Below are 18,161 nucleotides of genomic sequence, written 5' to 3' on the forward strand. Positions count from 1 at the left end.
CTAGACCTGAACTTCCAGCCGGTAGCCCAGCTTGAACACGGTTTTGATCCGTTCTTCCCAGCCCAGCTTTTTGCGCAGCTGCCGGATATGTACATCCACGGTACGGGTATCACCCGCATAATCATAGCCCCAAGCCATCTCCAGCAGCTTCTCCCTGGAAAGAGCAATATTCCGGTTACGGATCAGCACTTCAAGCAGCTCGAATTCTCTGGCCGTCAGATCCACCAGCAGCTGCTCCACCCACACCTGACGCTCCGTGAACCGGACTTCAACCCCATCGCATACAAAGGCAGAGGCGGCCTGTTCATTCCTCCGCAGCACGACATTAATCCGGGCCAGTAGTTCCAATATCTCAAAAGGCTTAATAATATAATCATCCGCACCCAGCTCGAATCCCCTGATCCGGTCAGAGAGTGCACCCCTGGCCGTAATCAGAATCACCGGAATCCGCAGTGGCGCAATCTGCTCCATCACCCCGAAACCGTCCAGACCGGGAAGCATGACATCAAGCAAGACCAGATCCGCACGTTCCTTCTCCAGTATATCCGCTACTTCCGAACCGCTATAAGCTTTGGCATACGTATGTCCCACCAGCTTAAGGTTCATCGTTATTAAATCATTAATCGCCTGTTCATCCTCAACAACAAGTATATGAGCCATCTATCGAATATCCTCCTAACTCTGTAGCCACAGGGTGCCCTTTCATAGGTAACCTAATCTTAATCATACCAGATTTCAGAGCATCCATAACCTATAAGCCGAACCTGACACTACATACCCGCCCGCCAAAAAATCCTGACAATCAAGAGCTGCTTGATCGTCAGGACTAGTTTGTTCATTGAACATAAGCTTCCCGCTTATCATTTATTTCTCCTTATCAGCAGGCCCCTGGGACTCAATTCCTCTGAAGCAGACCACTTCTTCTTATACAACGGGATAACCTCCACAGGAATATAATAATTTCTCTACCACTACCCTACTCTCAAGATGTTATAAAGTAGAGTGACAGTTGTTATGGAGTTGTAAAATGAGACCTTACCTCCTGGTTTGGTCGGCCTGCCTTCAGTCAGCGCCGAAAATACAAAAAGACCACTGTCGAGGTATCAACAGTGGTCTTGTGTGCTTGGCAACGTCCTACTCTCCCAGGACCCTTCGGTCCAAGTACCATCGGCGCTGGAGGGCTTAACGGTCGTGTTCGGGATGGGTACGTGTGGAACCCCTCCGCTATCGCCACCAAACATGCGTCTGTGAAACAGACGCTGCCGCTAGAAATTCGGTTCATCACGAATGTGTGAATGAATTTCGTTGCGTTCAGGAACTTGATTCCTGAAAACTGAATCCGAAACAAATCTGCGTGATAGAAATTTGGATAAGCCCTCGACCGATTAGTATTGGTCAGCTCCATGCATTGCTGCACTTCCACCTCCAACCTATCTACCTCGTCGTCTTCAAGGGGTCTTACATACTGGGAAATCTCATCTTGAGGGGGGCTTCACGCTTAGATGCTTTCAGCGCTTATCCCGTCCGTACGTAGCTACTCAGCCATGCTCCTGGCGGAACAACTGATGCACCAGCGGTACGTCCATCCCGGTCCTCTCGTACTAAGGACAGCTCCTCTCAAATTTCCTGCGCCCACGACAGATAGGGACCGAACTGTCTCACGACGTTCTGAACCCAGCTCGCGTACCGCTTTAATGGGCGAACAGCCCAACCCTTGGGACCTACTTCAGCCCCAGGATGCGATGAGCCGACATCGAGGTGCCAAACCTCCCCGTCGATGTGGACTCTTGGGGGAGATAAGCCTGTTATCCCCAGGGTAGCTTTTATCCGTTGAGCGATGGCCCTTCCATGCGGTACCACCGGATCACTAAGTCCGACTTTCGTCCCTGCTCGACTTGTAGGTCTCGCAGTCAAGCTCCCTTATGCCTTTGCACTCTGCGAATGATTTCCAACCATTCTGAGGGAACCTTTGAACGCCTCCGTTACTCTTTAGGAGGCGACCGCCCCAGTCAAACTGCCCGCCTGACACGGTCCCCGTACCCGATAAGGGCACTAGGTTAGAACCTAGATACGATCAGGGTGGTATCCCAACGGCGCCTCCGCAGAAGCTTGCGCTCCTGCCTCTACGGCTCCCACCTATCCTGTACAGATCGTACCCAAATTCAATATCAAGCTGCAGTAAAGCTCCATGGGGTCTTTCCGTCTTGTCGCGGGTAACCTGCATCTTCACAGGTATTAAAATTTCACCGGATCTCTCGTTGAGACAGCGCCCAAGTCGTTACGCCATTCGTGCGGGTCAGAATTTACCTGACAAGGAATTTCGCTACCTTAGGACCGTTATAGTTACGGCCGCCGTTTACTGGGGCTTCGGTTCACAGCTTCGGGTTTAACCCCTAACCACTCCCCTTAACCTTCCAGCACCGGGCAGGCGTCAGCCCGTATACTTCGCCTTACGGCTTCGCACAGACCTGTGTTTTTGCTAAACAGTCGCTTGGGCCTTTTCACTGCGGCCCCCTCGGGCTATTCACCCTACCGAGGCACCTCTTCTCCCGAAGTTACGAGGTCATTTTGCCGAGTTCCTTAACGAGAGTTCTTCCGCGCGCCTTAGAATTCTCTTCTCGCCTACCTGTGTCGGTTTGCGGTACGGGCACCTTCTCCTGACTAGAGGCTTTTCTTGGCAGTGTGAGATCATGACCTTCGCTACTATAATTTTCGCTCCCCATCACAGCCTGGCCTTAATAGTGTGCGGATTTGCCTACACACCAGCCTCACTGCTTAGACGGACATCCATCAGTCCGCGTCACTACCCTCCTGCGTCACCCCATCGCTCATAGCGGATTACGGTGGTACAGTAATTTCAAACTGTTGTCCTTCGACTACGCCTTTCGGCCTCGCCTTAGGTCCCGACTTACCCTGAGCGGACGAGCCTTCCTCAGGAAACCTTGGGCTTTCGGCGGATCAGATTCTCACTGATCTTTTCGTTACTCATACCGGCATTCTCACTTGTATGCTGTCCAGCGCTCCTTACGGTACACCTTCAACCCACATACAACGCTCCCCTACCCCAGATGCAAAGCATCTAGCCATAGCTTCGGTGGTGTGTTTAGCCCCGTTACATTTTCGGCGCAGAGTCACTCGACCAGTGAGCTATTACGCACTCTTTCAATGGTGGCTGCTTCTAAGCCAACATCCTGGTTGTCTGTGCAACTCCACATCCTTTCCCACTTAACACACACTTGGGGACCTTAGCTGATGGTCTGGGCTGTTTCCCTTTTGACAATGGATCTTAGCACTCACTGTCTGACTCCCGGCAAGAAGTTAATGGCATTCGGAGTTTGACTGAGCTTGGTAACCCTTGCGGGCCCCGCACCCAATCAGTGCTCTACCTCCACCACTCCATTCACCGAGGCTAGCCCTAAAGCTATTTCGGGGAGAACCAGCTATCTCCGAGTTCGATTGGAATTTCTCCGCTACCCCCACCTCATCCCCGCATTTTTCAACATGCGTGGGTTCGGGCCTCCAGTGCGTGTTACCGCACCTTCACCCTGGACAGGGGTAGATCACACGGTTTCGGGTCTACGTCCACATACTCAGTCGCCCTATTCAGACTCGCTTTCGCTGCGGCTCCGGCTTCTCACCTTAACCTTGCATGTTAAACGTAACTCGCCGGTTCATTCTACAAAAGGCACGCCATCACCCATAAAGAGGGCTCTGACTTTTTGTAAGCACACGGTTTCAGGTTCTATTTCACTCCCCTTCCGGGGTGCTTTTCACCTTTCCCTCACGGTACTGTTTCACTATCGGTCGCCAGGTAGTATTTAGCCTTAGCAGATGGTCCTGCTGGATTCATACGGGGTTTCACGTGCCCCGCACTACTCGGGATCCGTCTCGGAGAGAACACAGTTTAGGCTACAGGGCTTTTACCTCTATCGCGGGCCTTTCCAGACCTCTTCGCCTACCATATTCCTTTGTAACTCCATGTGAGACGTCCCACAACCCCAAGAGGCAAGCCCCTTGGTTTAGGCTGTTCCGCGTTCGCTCGCCGCTACTGACGGAATCACTATTGTTTTCTCTTCCTCAGGGTACTTAGATGTTTCAGTTCCCCTGGTCTGCCTCTGCGTATCCTATGTATTCAGATACGAGTAACTGCGAATTACCACAGCTGGGTTTCCCCATTCGGACACCCCCGGATCAAAGCTTGCTTACAGCTCCCCGAGGCAGTTTCGTTGTTCGCCACGTCCTTCGTCGGCTCCTGGCGCCTAGGCATCCTCCGTGTGCTCTTAGTAGCTTAACCAACGTTCCGGTGTTTTGCTTGTTTGCACAATCAAAAACCTTCACTTTGTAGCAACTAATAACTATTTCAACTTGCTTACACAAGTTTCAGCTAAAAGATGTTCTAAAACGCAAATTCGTTTCGGTATCCAGTTTTCAAGGATCAAGGTAAAGATGAGAGCTTAAACTCTCAAAACTGACCAACGAGTGAGTAACAGGCCTAAACCTGATTGGTGGAAGCAAGCTTCCGATTTGAATGTCTTCATTGCAGAAGACGATTCTCCATAGAAAGGAGGTGATCCAGCCGCACCTTCCGATACGGCTACCTTGTTACGACTTCACCCCAATCATCTACCCCACCTTCGGCGGCTGGCTCCCTTGCGGGTTACCCCACCGACTTCGGGTGTTGTAAACTCTCGTGGTGTGACGGGCGGTGTGTACAAGACCCGGGAACGTATTCACCGCGGCATGCTGATCCGCGATTACTAGCAATTCCGACTTCATGCAGGCGAGTTGCAGCCTGCAATCCGAACTGAGACCGGCTTTGCTGGGATTGGCTCCACCTCGCGGCTTCGCTTCCCGTTGTACCGGCCATTGTAGTACGTGTGTAGCCCAGGTCATAAGGGGCATGATGATTTGACGTCATCCCCACCTTCCTCCGGTTTGTCACCGGCAGTCACTCTAGAGTGCCCAGCTTAACCTGCTGGCAACTAAAGTCAAGGGTTGCGCTCGTTGCGGGACTTAACCCAACATCTCACGACACGAGCTGACGACAACCATGCACCACCTGTCTCAACTTTCCCCGAAGGGCACCTGATGCATCTCTGCTTCGTTAGTTGGATGTCAAGACCTGGTAAGGTTCTTCGCGTTGCTTCGAATTAAACCACATACTCCACTGCTTGTGCGGGTCCCCGTCAATTCCTTTGAGTTTCAGTCTTGCGACCGTACTCCCCAGGCGGAGTGCTTACTGTGTTAACTTCGGCACCAAGGGTATCGAAACCCCTAACACCTAGCACTCATCGTTTACGGCGTGGACTACCAGGGTATCTAATCCTGTTTGCTCCCCACGCTTTCGCGCCTCAGCGTCAGTTACAGCCCAGAAAGTCGCCTTCGCCACTGGTGTTCCTCCACATATCTACGCATTTCACCGCTACACGTGGAATTCCACTTTCCTCTTCTGTACTCAAGTCACCCAGTTTCCAGTGCGACCTCAGGTTGAGCCCAAGGTTTAAACACCAGACTTAAATAACCGCCTGCGCGCGCTTTACGCCCAATAATTCCGGACAACGCTTGCCCCCTACGTATTACCGCGGCTGCTGGCACGTAGTTAGCCGGGGCTTTCTTCTCAGGTACCGTCACTCCGGCAGCAGTTACTCTACCGGACGTTCTTCCCTGGCAACAGAGCTTTACGATCCGAAAACCTTCATCACTCACGCGGCGTTGCTCCGTCAGGCTTGCGCCCATTGCGGAAGATTCCCTACTGCTGCCTCCCGTAGGAGTCTGGGCCGTGTCTCAGTCCCAGTGTGGCCGTTCACCCTCTCAGGTCGGCTACGCATCGTCGCCTTGGTGGGCCATTACCCCACCAACTAGCTAATGCGCCGCAGGCCCATCCCCAAGCAGCAGATTGCTCCGCCTTTCATTCTCTCCTCAGGAGAAAAAAGAAATTATCCGGTATTAGCTACCGTTTCCGGTAGTTATCCCAGGCTTGAGGGCAGGTTGCCTACGTGTTACTCACCCGTCCGCCGCTAAGTCTGAAAGGAAGCAAGCTTCCTTTCAGACTCCGCTCGACTTGCATGTATTAGGCACGCCGCCAGCGTTCGTCCTGAGCCAGGATCAAACTCTCCAAATTGGTATTTAGAAAGAGCGATTGCTCATTTTGAAACATCTGACGAGAATTTACATTCTCTAATTTGGATCTCGCCGAAGCGATCTCCAGGTACTCACTCGTTGTTCAGTTTTCAAAGATCAAGCTCGTTGTCAGCGCCGCTTACCGCGTCACCAGCAACTTTTATAATATAACATGGATCAAACAACAATGCAACTATTATTTCAAAAGTTCTTGCTGAAGCAATACCATCAGCTCTTCGGCAGTACCCCAAACCAGAGGACGTATCTCCTGAAGATGTATCCTTAATTTATCTGCCTCATCGCCTCTGACCGTCCAGATTACCGGAATGTTCAGCCCAAGCGCATAGCCCGCTGCCAAGTACACCTCAGCTGACTGGCCTGTAAGGTCCGCAATAACCAGCTTGCAGTCCGCCACAGCCACCAGGGAATTCGCAGCTTCGTTCTTGTTGGCAAGCAAACGGGGTAAATAGCCAAACTGCTCGATTTTGGCCCAAAGCTTGTCCTGCCACTCCGCCTGCAGCTTCTCATCATCCGGCAGAAGAACGGTGCATTGCTGTAAGGTCCTGCCTCCTGTGGTTGCCACTGCTTCCTCCCACCCCAAGGGAGTCAATATGAAGCTCATACCTTCCCGGACTAACAGATCCTCATTTTGCAGCCTGTCAATAATATAGACCAGTTCCTGCAGATTGGGAGAATACGTCAGATTGTAGCTGCGGGACAGGGGATGAATGACTACGGGCTCACCAGGGCCACTACAATGCCTATACAGATACTGCAACAGCCGGTCTCCTTTAACCTCAGCCGTCACCGGAATATTCGGGGCATTCACAATCTCCTCCAGATCGCTGAACGCAAGGATCACCTTCTCGCCACAATCCGTCTTTTCGCGGATGTAGCCTGAAATCAGATGCAGCATGTCCCGCTTCTGCTGGAATGAGAGCGCAAGAATCGATTCATAGCTGTCTCTAAGCAGGCTGTAGCTTCCGCCAGGAGAGCAGGCGCAGTCGATATACTGATCGTACTCACCATCTGCTGTAATGCGGACAATCTGATCGCAGAATGCACAATGTTTCTTTTGCATAACCATCACCTCTTCAGAATAGCAGTCCCCCTACCTTACCAAGAATGGATTGAAAAGTGGACAGGAAATTCCTTCCTTCCCGACAGCTTGGGATGCCTGATTACGGAATTATGCCAAGGAGATTGCCGAAGCGGAGCATTCAGAGTTCACCACATTTTAATTAAACTGCCAGCAGCTTAAGCTTAAATTGCCATACTGATAACTCCGGTGAAGCAACTGCGCATTACGCCCCGGGTCACCCGCTCCCATAGCGATAAACAGCGGAATAAAGTGTTCACTCGTCGGGACTGCCATCTCTGCATAGGGAGCAAGCTCATCATATTGGAACAGCGCTTCTGTATCCCATGCTTCCACCTTCTCCTGAATCCAGTGATCGAACTGCTCGGCCCACCCGTTGGCCTCATCCGAATTCCAGTTCAACCTCCGTAAATTATGAACAGTTCCCCCGCTGGCGATGATAAGCACATCCTGTTCACGCAGCGCCGCCAGCGCCTTGCCGATCTCATACTGCTGCGCATTAGGCAAATCACGATTCACGGACATCGCCACTACCGGAATATCCGCATCTGGATAGAGCAGCTTCAGCACAGCCCATGCGCCGTGATCCAAGCCTCTGGTCTCATTCCGTACATTCTCAATCCCATGCGCAGTGAATAAATTCTGGATTTGATCCGCAAGCGCCTGGTCACTCTTCGCCGGATACGTCATCTGGTACAGCTCGTCCTGAAATCCGCCGAAGTCATAAATGGTATCATATGTTGCCGCCGCGCCCACTGACTGCACGGGTTCCTCCCAATGCGCCGAAAAGACAACGATGGCTTTCGGTTTGGGCATATGGTCTTTGAACTCTTTTAACAGCTTGGTGTAGGCATTATCTTCAAGAACAATAGATGGAGCTCCGTGTGCAAAAAAATAGGAAGGCATCATAGTCAATCACTCCTTAATAATGGGTTAATCCGGCATCCTGCTTGAGCCATCGCAAGAAATCACGCTGGTTCTCTTCAGTTACGCCGTGGTCGGACGGATAGATTCTGAAGGTCAACCGTTCGGTTTGCCCTTCCAGATAGGCAGCAGTCTCATGTCCAATGCGCACCGGGAACACCGAATCGTATTCACCATGCGAAGCGAAGACAGACACGTTCTTAAGGCTACGGAGGCTATACTCCATTTTCACAAATTCCGGAATATATCCATTCAGCGCGATAATCCCCTTCAATTGCTCCCCCATCGTAAGCACAAGCGTCATGGACAGAATGGCCCCTTGGCTGAAGCCGAGCAAATAACGTCTGTCCGGATCGACCGGATACTGTTGCGTTGCATAGTAAATGAAATCCTCAAGATCGCCGACGGCTTGGTCAAACATCTCGCGGATGGGGTTGCCCAGGCTTTTCAAATCATAATATTGATGCCCCGTACCCAGCGGCAGATTCCCGCGAACCCCGATAATAATGAACTCCTCAGCCAGCGGCGCCACCAGACCGAACATATTGCGCTCATTAGAGCCTTTGCCGTGAAAAGTAAAGATCACCGGGTATTTCCTGCCCTGCTCCAGCTTATCCGGTAAATGAACATCATATGAATACTTAGGATTCATCTTGTCTTCCTCCATATTGAAGATTCTCACTTAAATATTAGTTATAATAATATAATTTTTATATGAGTAATTTATCGCAAGACACATTGACTTGTCAACAATTAAATTGTTAATATGAAAATAAGTTTAGTATTACAAATATTATGAAGGTGTGATCCCATGGATATCGGCGCTACAATACGGGCAATCCGCAAGCGGAAAAATATCACCATCGCGCAAATATGCGACACCACCGGCCTCTCCCAAGGCTTTATGAGCCAGGTCGAAACCAATAAGACATCACCGTCCATCGCTACACTGGAGAATATCGCCCAGGCTCTGAAGGTCCCTCTTGCTTATTTGCTGCTAAAAAAAGAAGAACGCATGCAGATTGTCCGCAAGGATGAACGGAGAATCACCACCAGCGGCGCAGCTAAGCTTAAAGTCGAACACCTCAGCTCCACCCAGAACGTACGTATGTCGATCGTCGAGTTCCCTCCCGGTGCCATGATTGGGGATGCCCCCCATGCGCATGAAGGACAGGAGGTCCATGTCGTCCTTAAAGGGACTATCTATGCGCAGCAAGGGGAAGACGGAGCTGAATTTACCGAGGGTGATTCCTTTAGCTGGAATGCCTGCACCCCCCATTCCGTCAAAAATACAGGGGAAGACACCGCGATTGTGCTAATCTCCATCTACACTGAAAACGAAAACGGACAGGATGTCCTCTGAACAATCAAAAGCCCGTACTCTGGCCGGATAGGCGGAGTGCGGGCTTTTATTCACATATTCGCTATCTCATTATATTCAGCATGCTTCTTTATCTCCGTCACGATCATCTGCTGATTGATCTCTTGAATCTTATAGGCCTTGGCCTGTTCTCTGGAGGAGATCACTTTATACCCATCATCTTTATAAATAATGGCGCAGTCATTCTCAATAGCTATGCCGGTTGTATCCATTCCCTTAACCATTTCCAAGAAATCTGCCTCGCGGTTGTCTTCATTATAATGAGGACAGTGAATCCCTGGTAAGATCCCCATCGCCTTCAATTTGATATAAATCCTCTCTCCTGAAGTATCGAACGTCTCTGTGTCACTATGACCGTATTCGTACCAACAGATCGAACCCGCACTCATCCCTGACAACACAACCCCCGAGTCGTACGCTTGCTTCAGTAAAATATCCACACCATGCTCGCGCCAGATGTCCAGCATCTTCCGCGTATTACCGCCACCCACATAGATTACATCGGCGGATAAAATCATGTCCTCTATTTCTTCTGGTGCATATGTATTTTTCGTCAGCAGCAAATGCTTGATCTCACACCCTAACCGGTCACCGTACACGAATTGAAAAGAATCACAATACCCCTCCGCATCCATACTAGCAGTAGGAATGAACAACGCTTTGGGCTTCCTTTTGTTCGTTAGATCTACAATCGTTTGATCGATGGCCAAAGTCTCCAATTCGCTAATCTCGCCTCCGCCAATCGCCACAATAATCCCCATCTTCATCACTCCTATTTATAATATTGAAGCAGAGCAAGAATACAAAAAAGCCCCGGATGCATGACGTCTTATTCAGACACACCGGGACTGACTCTATTGTGACAAGCTATATAGGTTGGTTAAGCACATTAATAAGTTTGTTATTAAATTGATCGGTAGTTTCAGAAAATTTTTATATTAAAAATATCTTTCTATATTCTTTTATAATAGAAATGCGAAGATTTAAAATTCATTTTCCACTTTATCATCCGCCCTTAATTTACCATTATTCGTGTATCTCACAACAATTTGATTTAGGCATTCAAGATTATCCAGGAGATTAGACTTTCGTTTCAGAAAAAAAGTATAGAGCCATAACGCGATGTGCTTAGGCTTTCAGAGTCCATAATGTGCTACTAATTGTAATTCAACAATCACAGCTGGATAATTTTTATGTACTTCTAAATTGTTGTAGGTTACAAATTCGTTTATAAAGAACTCCATTAAGCATGCTTATTATTTCCAATAATTCACTTCCATCCGCGATGTAGTAAATTGATTAATGGATTTAACTACAATTTAGAAACCAGTTAAGAAACTATGGAACCAGTTAAAAATTATTGTCGGCCTGACAAGCCCTTAATTTTCCCTTTAACCCTAGAAATAAATGAAGGATTAACTTTATGAGTTTCTGATTGTTCATTTTGTATTATTTTTCGCCCAATTTTCTCTTCGAGAGAAGATTTATTCTTTTCTTCTACTATTTTCTTGTCTTGCGAATTCGCCTGTTCAATCGGTTTATGACGTGAAAGATCCCTAGTATGTAATATCGCTTGCTTCAATTGCTCCTGACTCGAACGGATACTCATCGGAATATTAGGTCTATCGTCTAATAATGTTTTATTAGTGTATTCCTCACTCTCTTTATTACAAAGTGCTATATATTCATGCACTAACGGATGGTCTATTAACGCTTGATATTTCTCTCCTATTCTGTATTTTCCAAACTTAGTTACATCGTCTGCTACAAAAACAATGCCTTTAGTAATAGATATTTGTGGCGTAACATCTACTTTTTCCCCGTTATCTTTAATCCAGATGGCATGATGGACAGCTTCAATCATGAATTTAGGTGAAGGATCGGGCACAACTTGAATGCGCCAGCCTAACTGCCTCCTACCACCAAATTGTTGTACCATTTGTTGTACATTATCGTAGCATTCGTTTTTTTTAGTCCATTTTTCAGGGATCACTTTTATGTACTCTGGTTGTTCTTTTGGTGAAATGGATTTACAAAAGTTGATTACGGTATCGTCAATTTGTCTTGGTACATTAATTCGGCTCATTAATTCTTAAGCCCCCTTGTCAAAACATAATTATTCTATAACTTTATTTTTTACATCTTCATCTATTTTTTCATGAGTGAGTAGGTTTGTCTAGCAGCTGCACAACAAAAAAGGCCGCCATTTCGGGTAATGGTAAGTACAACCAAACCAAACCGAAATGAGGCGACCTCATAATAGTTATACCCCATTCTTGACCGTATTCAAACAAGTATTAACTTCGGAAGAAGTCCAAAGGATGACCGAGTAAACCAAGGACTACAAGATACGGGAACCAAAATGACCGTCGTTGTGTTGTTCGACTACTTTGTACAAGCCTGTTACCACAAATGGTATGGCCTTCGTCAAAGTACTCGCGTGGCTCGAACTACGATTTACCCAAGCGTTCATTACTCCACCCTTTAATTCCCCCTGTAAGAAAATAATAATTCCCGTCTCAAATTTTGCCCCTCTCCAACATACCCCAATCCCTTGCGCCGCAAGGCTTCACAGCCAATTCTGAGATAAAAATTCCTGTCCCAAAAACGCAGGGAAAAAGACTGAGGAACTGGAAAGAAACTGGTTCAATTGTGAACGAAAACGAATAAAAATTAGTGTCCCTGAAGAGGCAGAGAAATGCCCAAGAAATGCAGGGATCGGCATCTAAACCGCTTGGGTAAGAGCCTGGAAAATGCCTGAGTAAAAGCTTGAGTAAAGACCTCCCACAACCTCTGAACCCTTGAGCTGCTTGGGTTTCTGATGGAGTAATTATTCGAGGAAAGACTGAGAAATCCCTGCATGGTTCCGCCGCGAAGGATAAAAAAGACTGGAGAAATGCTTGGGGTATGAGTCTTTGGAGTTCTTGTGGACACTAATTTTTATTCCTGGACAGTATTATTGAAAATGGACAGGAATTTTTTATTGTTTCCCCCCCCCGCTGCCGCATCCCCTCAAACAACAATATCGTCGCCGCCATCGCGGCGTTCAGCGATTCGGCGCGGCCGGCCATCGGGATGAGGATGCTTTTGTCGACCATTGCAGCCGTCTCGGGCGAGATGCCTTGGCCTTCGCTGCCGATCAGCAGCCACTGGCTGCCGTGAAAATCATGGGTGTAGCAGGAATCCTCCGCTGTCAGCGAGGTGCTGACCAGTAGCGCCCCGCCCTCCCGAGCCTGAGGGAGAATGGCACTTAGCTCTCCCTCCACTACCGGGAGGTGGAACATCGACCCCATCGTAGACCGGATGGTCTTCGGGTTGAAGAGGTCGGCGCAGCCCCGGCCGAGGATCACGCCGTCCGCGCCCGCCGCATCCGCGCTGCGGATGATAGTGCCTACATTGCCGGGGTCCTGGACCCCGTCAAGCACCACAACCAGGCTGTCCGGCTTCGCCAGAATGGCCTCTAGGCCCTGTTGCTCCTTCCGCACAATGGCGAATACCGGCTGCGGGGTGCCCGTGCTGCTGCACTTGGCAATTACCGCTGCCGACACACCGATGACCTCCATACCCTGGACAGCCTGAAGCAGCGGCTTCAGCTCAGACGGCATGCCTTTATCGAGATCAAAAGCCAGGCATTCCACATCCGCTTCGGCCTGCAGCGCCTCCTGTACCAGATGAATGCCTTCCACGATATATTTACCGGACCGGTCACGATGCTTCTTTTCCTGCAGTCCGGCCCATTCCTTCACCCGCGTATTCTGCGGCGACATAATTTCCATAGGGTCCTACCTTTCTATTCCTCACAGATTCCTATTGATAAGCCATTTCCAGCTTCGTCAGGTTATCCTTCCGTCCGACAATGACAAGGACATCACCATCGGTCAGACGGTCCTCCGCTCTGGGGGAGATATTCATTTCCTCGCCCTGACGGATTGCCATCACATTGCACCCATATTTGGCACGTATGTCAAGCTCCTGCAGGTTCTTGCCCAGCATCGGCCCCGAGACCTTCATATCGAGAATGCTGTACTCCGGTGACAGCTCAATGTAATCGAGGATGTTCGGAGAAGCGAGATGATGCGCCACCCGCATCCCCATGTCCCGCTCCGGGTAGATAACCTTATCTGCTCCGATTTTACCCAGAACCTTGCCGTGCAGCTCACTTTTGGCTTTGGCGATAATAGCAGGTACGCCCAAATCCTTCAGGATCAGCGTTGTCAGAATGCTGGCCTGAATATCCTCACCGATGGCGACTACCACCACATCGAAGTTACGGATGCCAAGCGCACGCAGCGCCTCTTCATCCGTGGAGTCCGCAGATACGGCATGCGTCACAATGTTGGAGATTTCCTGGGTGCGCTGTTCATCCGCATCAATGGCCAGCACCTCATAACCCATCCCGCTGAGTGCTTTGGCCACACTTGAGCCGAAGCGCCCCATGCCGATGATCGCATACTGTTTTTTTGCCATTAAGCCTTGTCCCTCCCGTACGTATAATACATCTCACACAGTATAGCATAAGCCGTTATAAACTTGAATGTTCAGCGCTCCCGCAGGGCACCTTATAAGAAGGCTGCTTACCTGACTAAGCCCCTGCTTTCGAAATCAGTTTTGCGATGCTGATTCAGTAAGCAGATGCTCAAAAACTTTAAGGAGGCCGATTATGCCAGTCACCCTTGATTTGCGCCAGGCCATCATTCACAAGGTACACGGCCAGTCCGAAGAAGGTCTGCGGGAGGTCATTGAGAATTCCGTAGACGGGCCGGAAGCCGCGCTTCCCGGACTGGGTGTCGTCTTTGAGATGATCTGGAAGGACCTCGACCCTGCGAAGCAGGACCGGGTTCTCTCTATGCTGCACAGACACCTGGACAAGCTTACCCCAGGCTCCATCACCTCCTAGAGGGGGCCCATCCCGCCAAAAACCTCCGCACCCCACCGTGCTGCTGCACAGGTGGAGGCGGAGGTTTTTTATAGCCTAATCATACATATGCTTAACTGCTCATCTTGCTTCTATTACACTCTTCAAGGTGCAGTCTCCAGGAACTTCGCGGTCGGATTCTTCTCCATCGCGGTCCGCATGGCGTATTCGTTCTCGAACAGCACTACGTAATTGCCCTTCTTGTCCGTAACCAGAGTGGAGTTGATCCGGAACTTGCTGGCATCCGGCTTGTTCTCATCCACGATCCAGCGTGCGAACTGGTAGCTCATACGCTGCAGCTGCACATCCACGCCATACTCACCCTTCATGCGGTACTCGAACACCTCGAACTGCAGTTGTCCGACTACACCCAGCAGAATATCGTCGAAGTTGACGGTACGGAACACCTGGATCATGCCCTCTTCGGTCAGCTGGTCAATCCCCTTTTGGAATTGCTTCGATTTCAGTGCATTCTTGATGGTGACTTTGGAGAAAATCTCCGGCGAGAAGGTCGGCAGCTCATCGAACTCCATATCTCCAGCCTGACTGAGCGTGTCGCCAATCCGGAAGATGCCCGGGTCGAACAGACCGATAATATCCCCCGGATACGCCTCTTCAACAATATCCCGGTCCTGGGCAAGGAACTGCTGCGGCTGGGACAGCTTGATGTCTTTGCCGGCACGTACATGCTTCACACTCATCCCGCGCTCGAACTTGCCGGACACGATACGCAGGAAAGCGATACGGTCACGGTGTGCGGGATTCATATTCGCCTGAATTTTGAATACATAGCCGGTGAATTTCTCATTCGTCGGTTCTATAGAGCCCGCTGTACTGCGGCGTGGTTCAGGCTTCGGCGCAAGCTCCAGGAAATTATCCAGGAACGTCTGCACACCAAAGTTGTTGATAGCACTGCCGAAGAATACCGGAGTAATCTCCCCGCGCAGCACCTTCTCATAGTCAAAAGGATCACCCGCTACATCAAGCAGCTCCAGATCCGCGCATAGCTGATCATGCAGGTATTCCCCCGCCATCTCACGGATAATCGGGTCGCGGTAGCTCTCCACCTTCTGTACTTTAATTACGGAATGGTCATCGCCCTGGAACAGCTCGACCTGATTCTTCATCCGGTCATAGACGCCGCACAGCTCACGGCCCATCCCAATCGGCCAGTTCATCGGCACCGAACGGATGCCCAATACATTCTCCAGCTCTTCCATCAGATCAAACGGGCTGCGGCCTTCACGGTCCAGCTTATTAATGAAGGTGAAGATCGGAATGCCGCGCTTCGCGCAGACCTGGAACAGCTTGATTGTCTGTGTCTCCACACCCTTGGCTACGTCGATCAGCATGACGGCGCTATCAGCCGCAGTGAGCGTACGATAGGTGTCTTCACTGAAATCCTGGTGACCTGGAGTATCCAGAATGTTCACCCGGTGGTCCAGGTAATCAAACTGCATCACAGAGGACGTTACCGAGATTCCGCGCTGCTTCTCAATTTCCATCCAGTCACTGGTGGCGTGCTTACTTGCCTTGCGGGCTTTGACTGTACCTGCCAGACGGATGGCTCCTCCGAAGAGCAGAAGTTTCTCGGTCAGTGTCGTTTTACCCGCATCCGGGTGGGAAATAATCGCAAAGGTTCTGCGTTTGTCGACTTCACTCTGAAGCTTATGGTCCGTTGCTTTATTCATTGCACATATCCCTTCATCTATAAATTCATGCTTACTTCTGCCTCTATTGCCGGATCGATCAAATCGGTCTGCTATTCATGGATTCAGATCCTTTCCTTCGAAAATCAACAGAGAATCAACGTCTATTTCTTGAACGTAACGTTTACCATTTATAGGATCATCTATAGCGCTAGGCTTAGAAATCTTTATGTTGAAAGCATCCTTCTCAGTATAGCAAAATCCGGCAGAGATTATCTACAAAAAAGCGGCTGTAGTGAAATATCTTGTAATATAAATTCACGATTCAGCAAAAAGATCCCCCTGCAGCGAAATGCAGGAGGATCTGTAACCATTCTTCTTCAGGAACTAGCGGTTAACCTGCCAGACCACATTGTCTTCATCCTGGCCGTTGACCGGCCACCAGTGGAAGCCTTCTCCGGCAAGCAGCTGGTCGGCTTCAACCGGACCCCAGGAGCCGGCAGGATAGGAAGCCAAGTCGTTGCTCTCTTCCTTCCATGCCTTGGCAATCCGGTCCACGAAGGACCAGGCCGAGGATACTTCATCCCAGCGGGTGAAGTAGGTGGAATCGCCGCGTGCAGCATCATGCAGCAGACGCTCATAAGCCTCCGGCGAGTTAATGCCGATCATGCAGCTCTGGCAGAAATCCATAGCCAGCGGCTGAATCTCGGATTCCGAGCCCGGCTTCTTCGCATTGATCTTCACATAGATGCCTTCCATCGGATTGACGCGGATGACGAGCAAGTTCGGCTCAAGCTTGTGCTTCTGGCCCAAGTAGACGTTGGTCGGCATTCCTTTGAATTCTACAACCACTTCCGTGGTCTTCACAGGCAGGCGTTTGCCGGTGCGGATATAGAAAGGAACTCCAGCCCAGCGGAAGTTATCCACGAACACACGGGCTGCGAAATAAGTCTCTGTATTCGATTCCGGGTCCACTTTGTCTTCCTGGCGGTAAGCCGGAAGCGTCTTGCCCTTGTAGAGACCTTGAGTGTATTGGCCGCGAACAACGTTCTCGCGGACCTCATCAGGGGTAGCATAAGGACGCAGCGAACGTAGGACCTTCACCTTCTCATCACGGATATCTTCAGCCAGCAGACGGCTAGGCGGTTCCATAGCAATCATCGTCAGCAGCTGCAAAATATGGTTCTGGCCCATATCGCGCAGTGCCCCCGCATGATCGTAATACCCGCCGCGTTCTTCCACGCCCACCGTCTCGCCGAGTGTAATCTGAATGTTGGCGATATGCTTGTTGTTCCACAACGGCTCGAAGAAGGCATTAGCGAACCGGATTACTTCAATATTCTGAACCATTTCCTTACCCAGGTAATGGTCAATCCGGTAAATCTCCTCTTCCTTGAAGACTTGACGGATCTGTTCGTTCAGTTCCTCAGCGGATTCGAGATTGTAGCCGAATGGCTTCTCGATGACCAGACGGTTCCAGCCTCTGGCCTGCAGCATCCCGCCTGCCTTGAGGTTGAAGGATACGCTGCCGAACAGTTCAGGCGCAAGTGCCAGATAGAACATACGGTTGCCCGGAATATGGAACTTCTCTTCCAGCCGCTCCGTCTGTTCGTTCAGCTCACGGAAGCCGTCAATATTATTGATGTCGAGTGACTTGTATTCAAAATGCTGTACGAACTCGTTCCATTCCGCAGCATCTCCTGCCTGATACCGGCAGAACTCGCGGATGGATTCCTTCACATCTTCCCGGAATTCATCCTGGGTGCGGGGACGCCGAGCCACGCCAATGACCGCAAAATCTTGGGTCAGCTTGCCTTCACGGTACAAACTGTAAATCGCCGGGAAAAGCTTACGCCGGGCCAGATCTCCGGTTGCCCCGAAGATAAAGAATACAGCACCGGGTGTATGCAGTGCATCAAGGGTTTGATTTTCAGCCATGGCTCCTCATCTCTCTGTATGTAATATAGTTGACATTCATTCTCATCGCCTGGTATGAAACAACATACGACTATAGGCGTGATGTCATTTTATCATAATTGCTCGGAGGATGCCATCACATTCCTGACAGTTTCT

General features: G+C 49.9%; 12 protein-coding genes and 3 rRNA genes. 2 read left to right on the top strand and 13 right to left on the bottom strand.

All coding sequences use genetic code 11. The features are described 5' to 3' along the window. The 7 genes from MKZ07_RS17975 to MKZ07_RS18005 all read right to left on the bottom strand — a co-directional run bounded on the left by MKZ07_RS17975 (nt 1) and on the right by MKZ07_RS18005 (nt 8,795). Nucleotides 1-660 (bottom strand): response regulator transcription factor, encoded by a 660-nt coding sequence (locus MKZ07_RS17975; RefSeq protein ID WP_036701871.1) that lies wholly within the window; start codon nt 658-660, stop codon nt 1-3. Between the two features lie 461 nt (nt 661-1,121). Next, nucleotides 1,122-1,238 (bottom strand): 5S ribosomal RNA (gene rrf / locus MKZ07_RS17980). A gap of 127 nt (nt 1,239-1,365) precedes the next feature. Further along, a 23S ribosomal RNA gene (locus MKZ07_RS17985) occupies nt 1,366-4,294 on the bottom strand. Nucleotides 4,295-4,560: 266 nt separating this feature from the next. Next, nucleotides 4,561-6,121, bottom strand: a 16S ribosomal RNA gene (locus MKZ07_RS17990). Together the 16S, 23S and 5S rRNA genes form the textbook arrangement of a ribosomal RNA operon. 195 nt (nt 6,122-6,316) lie before the next feature. Then, nucleotides 6,317-7,201, bottom strand: a complete 885-nt coding sequence (locus MKZ07_RS17995; RefSeq protein WP_341026918.1) for a hypothetical protein — start codon at nt 7,199-7,201, stop codon at nt 6,317-6,319. A 156-nt stretch (nt 7,202-7,357) separates the two neighbouring features. Further along, nucleotides 7,358-8,128, bottom strand: a complete 771-nt coding sequence (locus tag MKZ07_RS18000) for a dioxygenase family protein (RefSeq protein WP_036700257.1) — start codon at nt 8,126-8,128, stop codon at nt 7,358-7,360. A 13-nt stretch (nt 8,129-8,141) separates the two neighbouring features. Further along, complete coding sequence (locus tag MKZ07_RS18005) at nt 8,142-8,795, bottom strand: alpha/beta hydrolase (protein ID WP_341026922.1); 654 nt, start codon at nt 8,793-8,795, stop codon at nt 8,142-8,144. A 159-nt stretch (nt 8,796-8,954) separates the two neighbouring features. Here MKZ07_RS18005 and MKZ07_RS18010 point away from each other — a divergent pair, with 159 nt between their 5' ends. Continuing rightward, nucleotides 8,955-9,506, top strand: a complete 552-nt coding sequence (locus MKZ07_RS18010; protein ID WP_341026924.1) for a helix-turn-helix domain-containing protein — start codon at nt 8,955-8,957, stop codon at nt 9,504-9,506. Nucleotides 9,507-9,556: 50 nt separating this feature from the next. On the opposite strand, the gene MKZ07_RS18015 is transcribed toward MKZ07_RS18010, so the two are convergent. The 4 genes from MKZ07_RS18015 to MKZ07_RS18030 all read right to left on the bottom strand — a co-directional run bounded on the left by MKZ07_RS18015 (nt 9,557) and on the right by MKZ07_RS18030 (nt 13,991). Then, nucleotides 9,557-10,285: a Type 1 glutamine amidotransferase-like domain-containing protein gene (locus MKZ07_RS18015; protein WP_341026926.1), complete on the bottom strand. Its 729-nt coding sequence runs from the start codon at nt 10,283-10,285 to the stop codon at nt 9,557-9,559. A gap of 596 nt (nt 10,286-10,881) precedes the next feature. Then, nucleotides 10,882-11,610 (bottom strand): hypothetical protein, encoded by a 729-nt coding sequence (locus MKZ07_RS18020; protein ID WP_051493997.1) that lies wholly within the window; start codon nt 11,608-11,610, stop codon nt 10,882-10,884. 847 nt (nt 11,611-12,457) lie between these two features. Beyond that, nucleotides 12,458-13,300 (bottom strand): TrmH family RNA methyltransferase, encoded by an 843-nt coding sequence (locus tag MKZ07_RS18025; RefSeq protein WP_341026929.1) that lies wholly within the window; start codon nt 13,298-13,300, stop codon nt 12,458-12,460. Nucleotides 13,301-13,331: 31 nt separating this feature from the next. Beyond that, nucleotides 13,332-13,991 carry a potassium channel family protein gene (locus MKZ07_RS18030; RefSeq protein WP_036700269.1) on the bottom strand — a complete coding sequence of 220 codons (660 nt, stop codon included), beginning with the start codon at nt 13,989-13,991 and terminating at the stop codon, nt 13,332-13,334. A gap of 193 nt (nt 13,992-14,184) precedes the next feature. On the opposite strand from MKZ07_RS18030, the gene MKZ07_RS18035 reads away from it, so the two are divergent. Further along, nucleotides 14,185-14,421, top strand: a complete 237-nt coding sequence (locus tag MKZ07_RS18035; protein ID WP_036700271.1) for a small acid-soluble spore protein SspI — start codon at nt 14,185-14,187, stop codon at nt 14,419-14,421. Between the two features lie 122 nt (nt 14,422-14,543). Here the strand turns inward: MKZ07_RS18035 and MKZ07_RS18040 are convergent, their stop codons facing one another. Together MKZ07_RS18040 and zwf are read right to left on the bottom strand one after the other, a co-directional pair. Beyond that, a complete protein-coding gene (locus tag MKZ07_RS18040) occupies nt 14,544-16,130 on the bottom strand; it encodes a peptide chain release factor 3 (protein ID WP_036700273.1) in 1,587 nt (528 codons plus the stop codon). A gap of 345 nt (nt 16,131-16,475) precedes the next feature. After that, complete coding sequence (gene zwf / locus MKZ07_RS18045) at nt 16,476-18,026, bottom strand: glucose-6-phosphate dehydrogenase (RefSeq protein WP_036700276.1); 1,551 nt, start codon at nt 18,024-18,026, stop codon at nt 16,476-16,478. Between the last annotated feature and the right edge of the window lie 135 nt (nt 18,027-18,161).

Source organism: Paenibacillus sp. FSL P4-0338, from assembly GCF_038002365.1.
In the GTDB taxonomy this organism is placed as follows: domain Bacteria; phylum Bacillota; class Bacilli; order Paenibacillales; family Paenibacillaceae; genus Paenibacillus_AQ.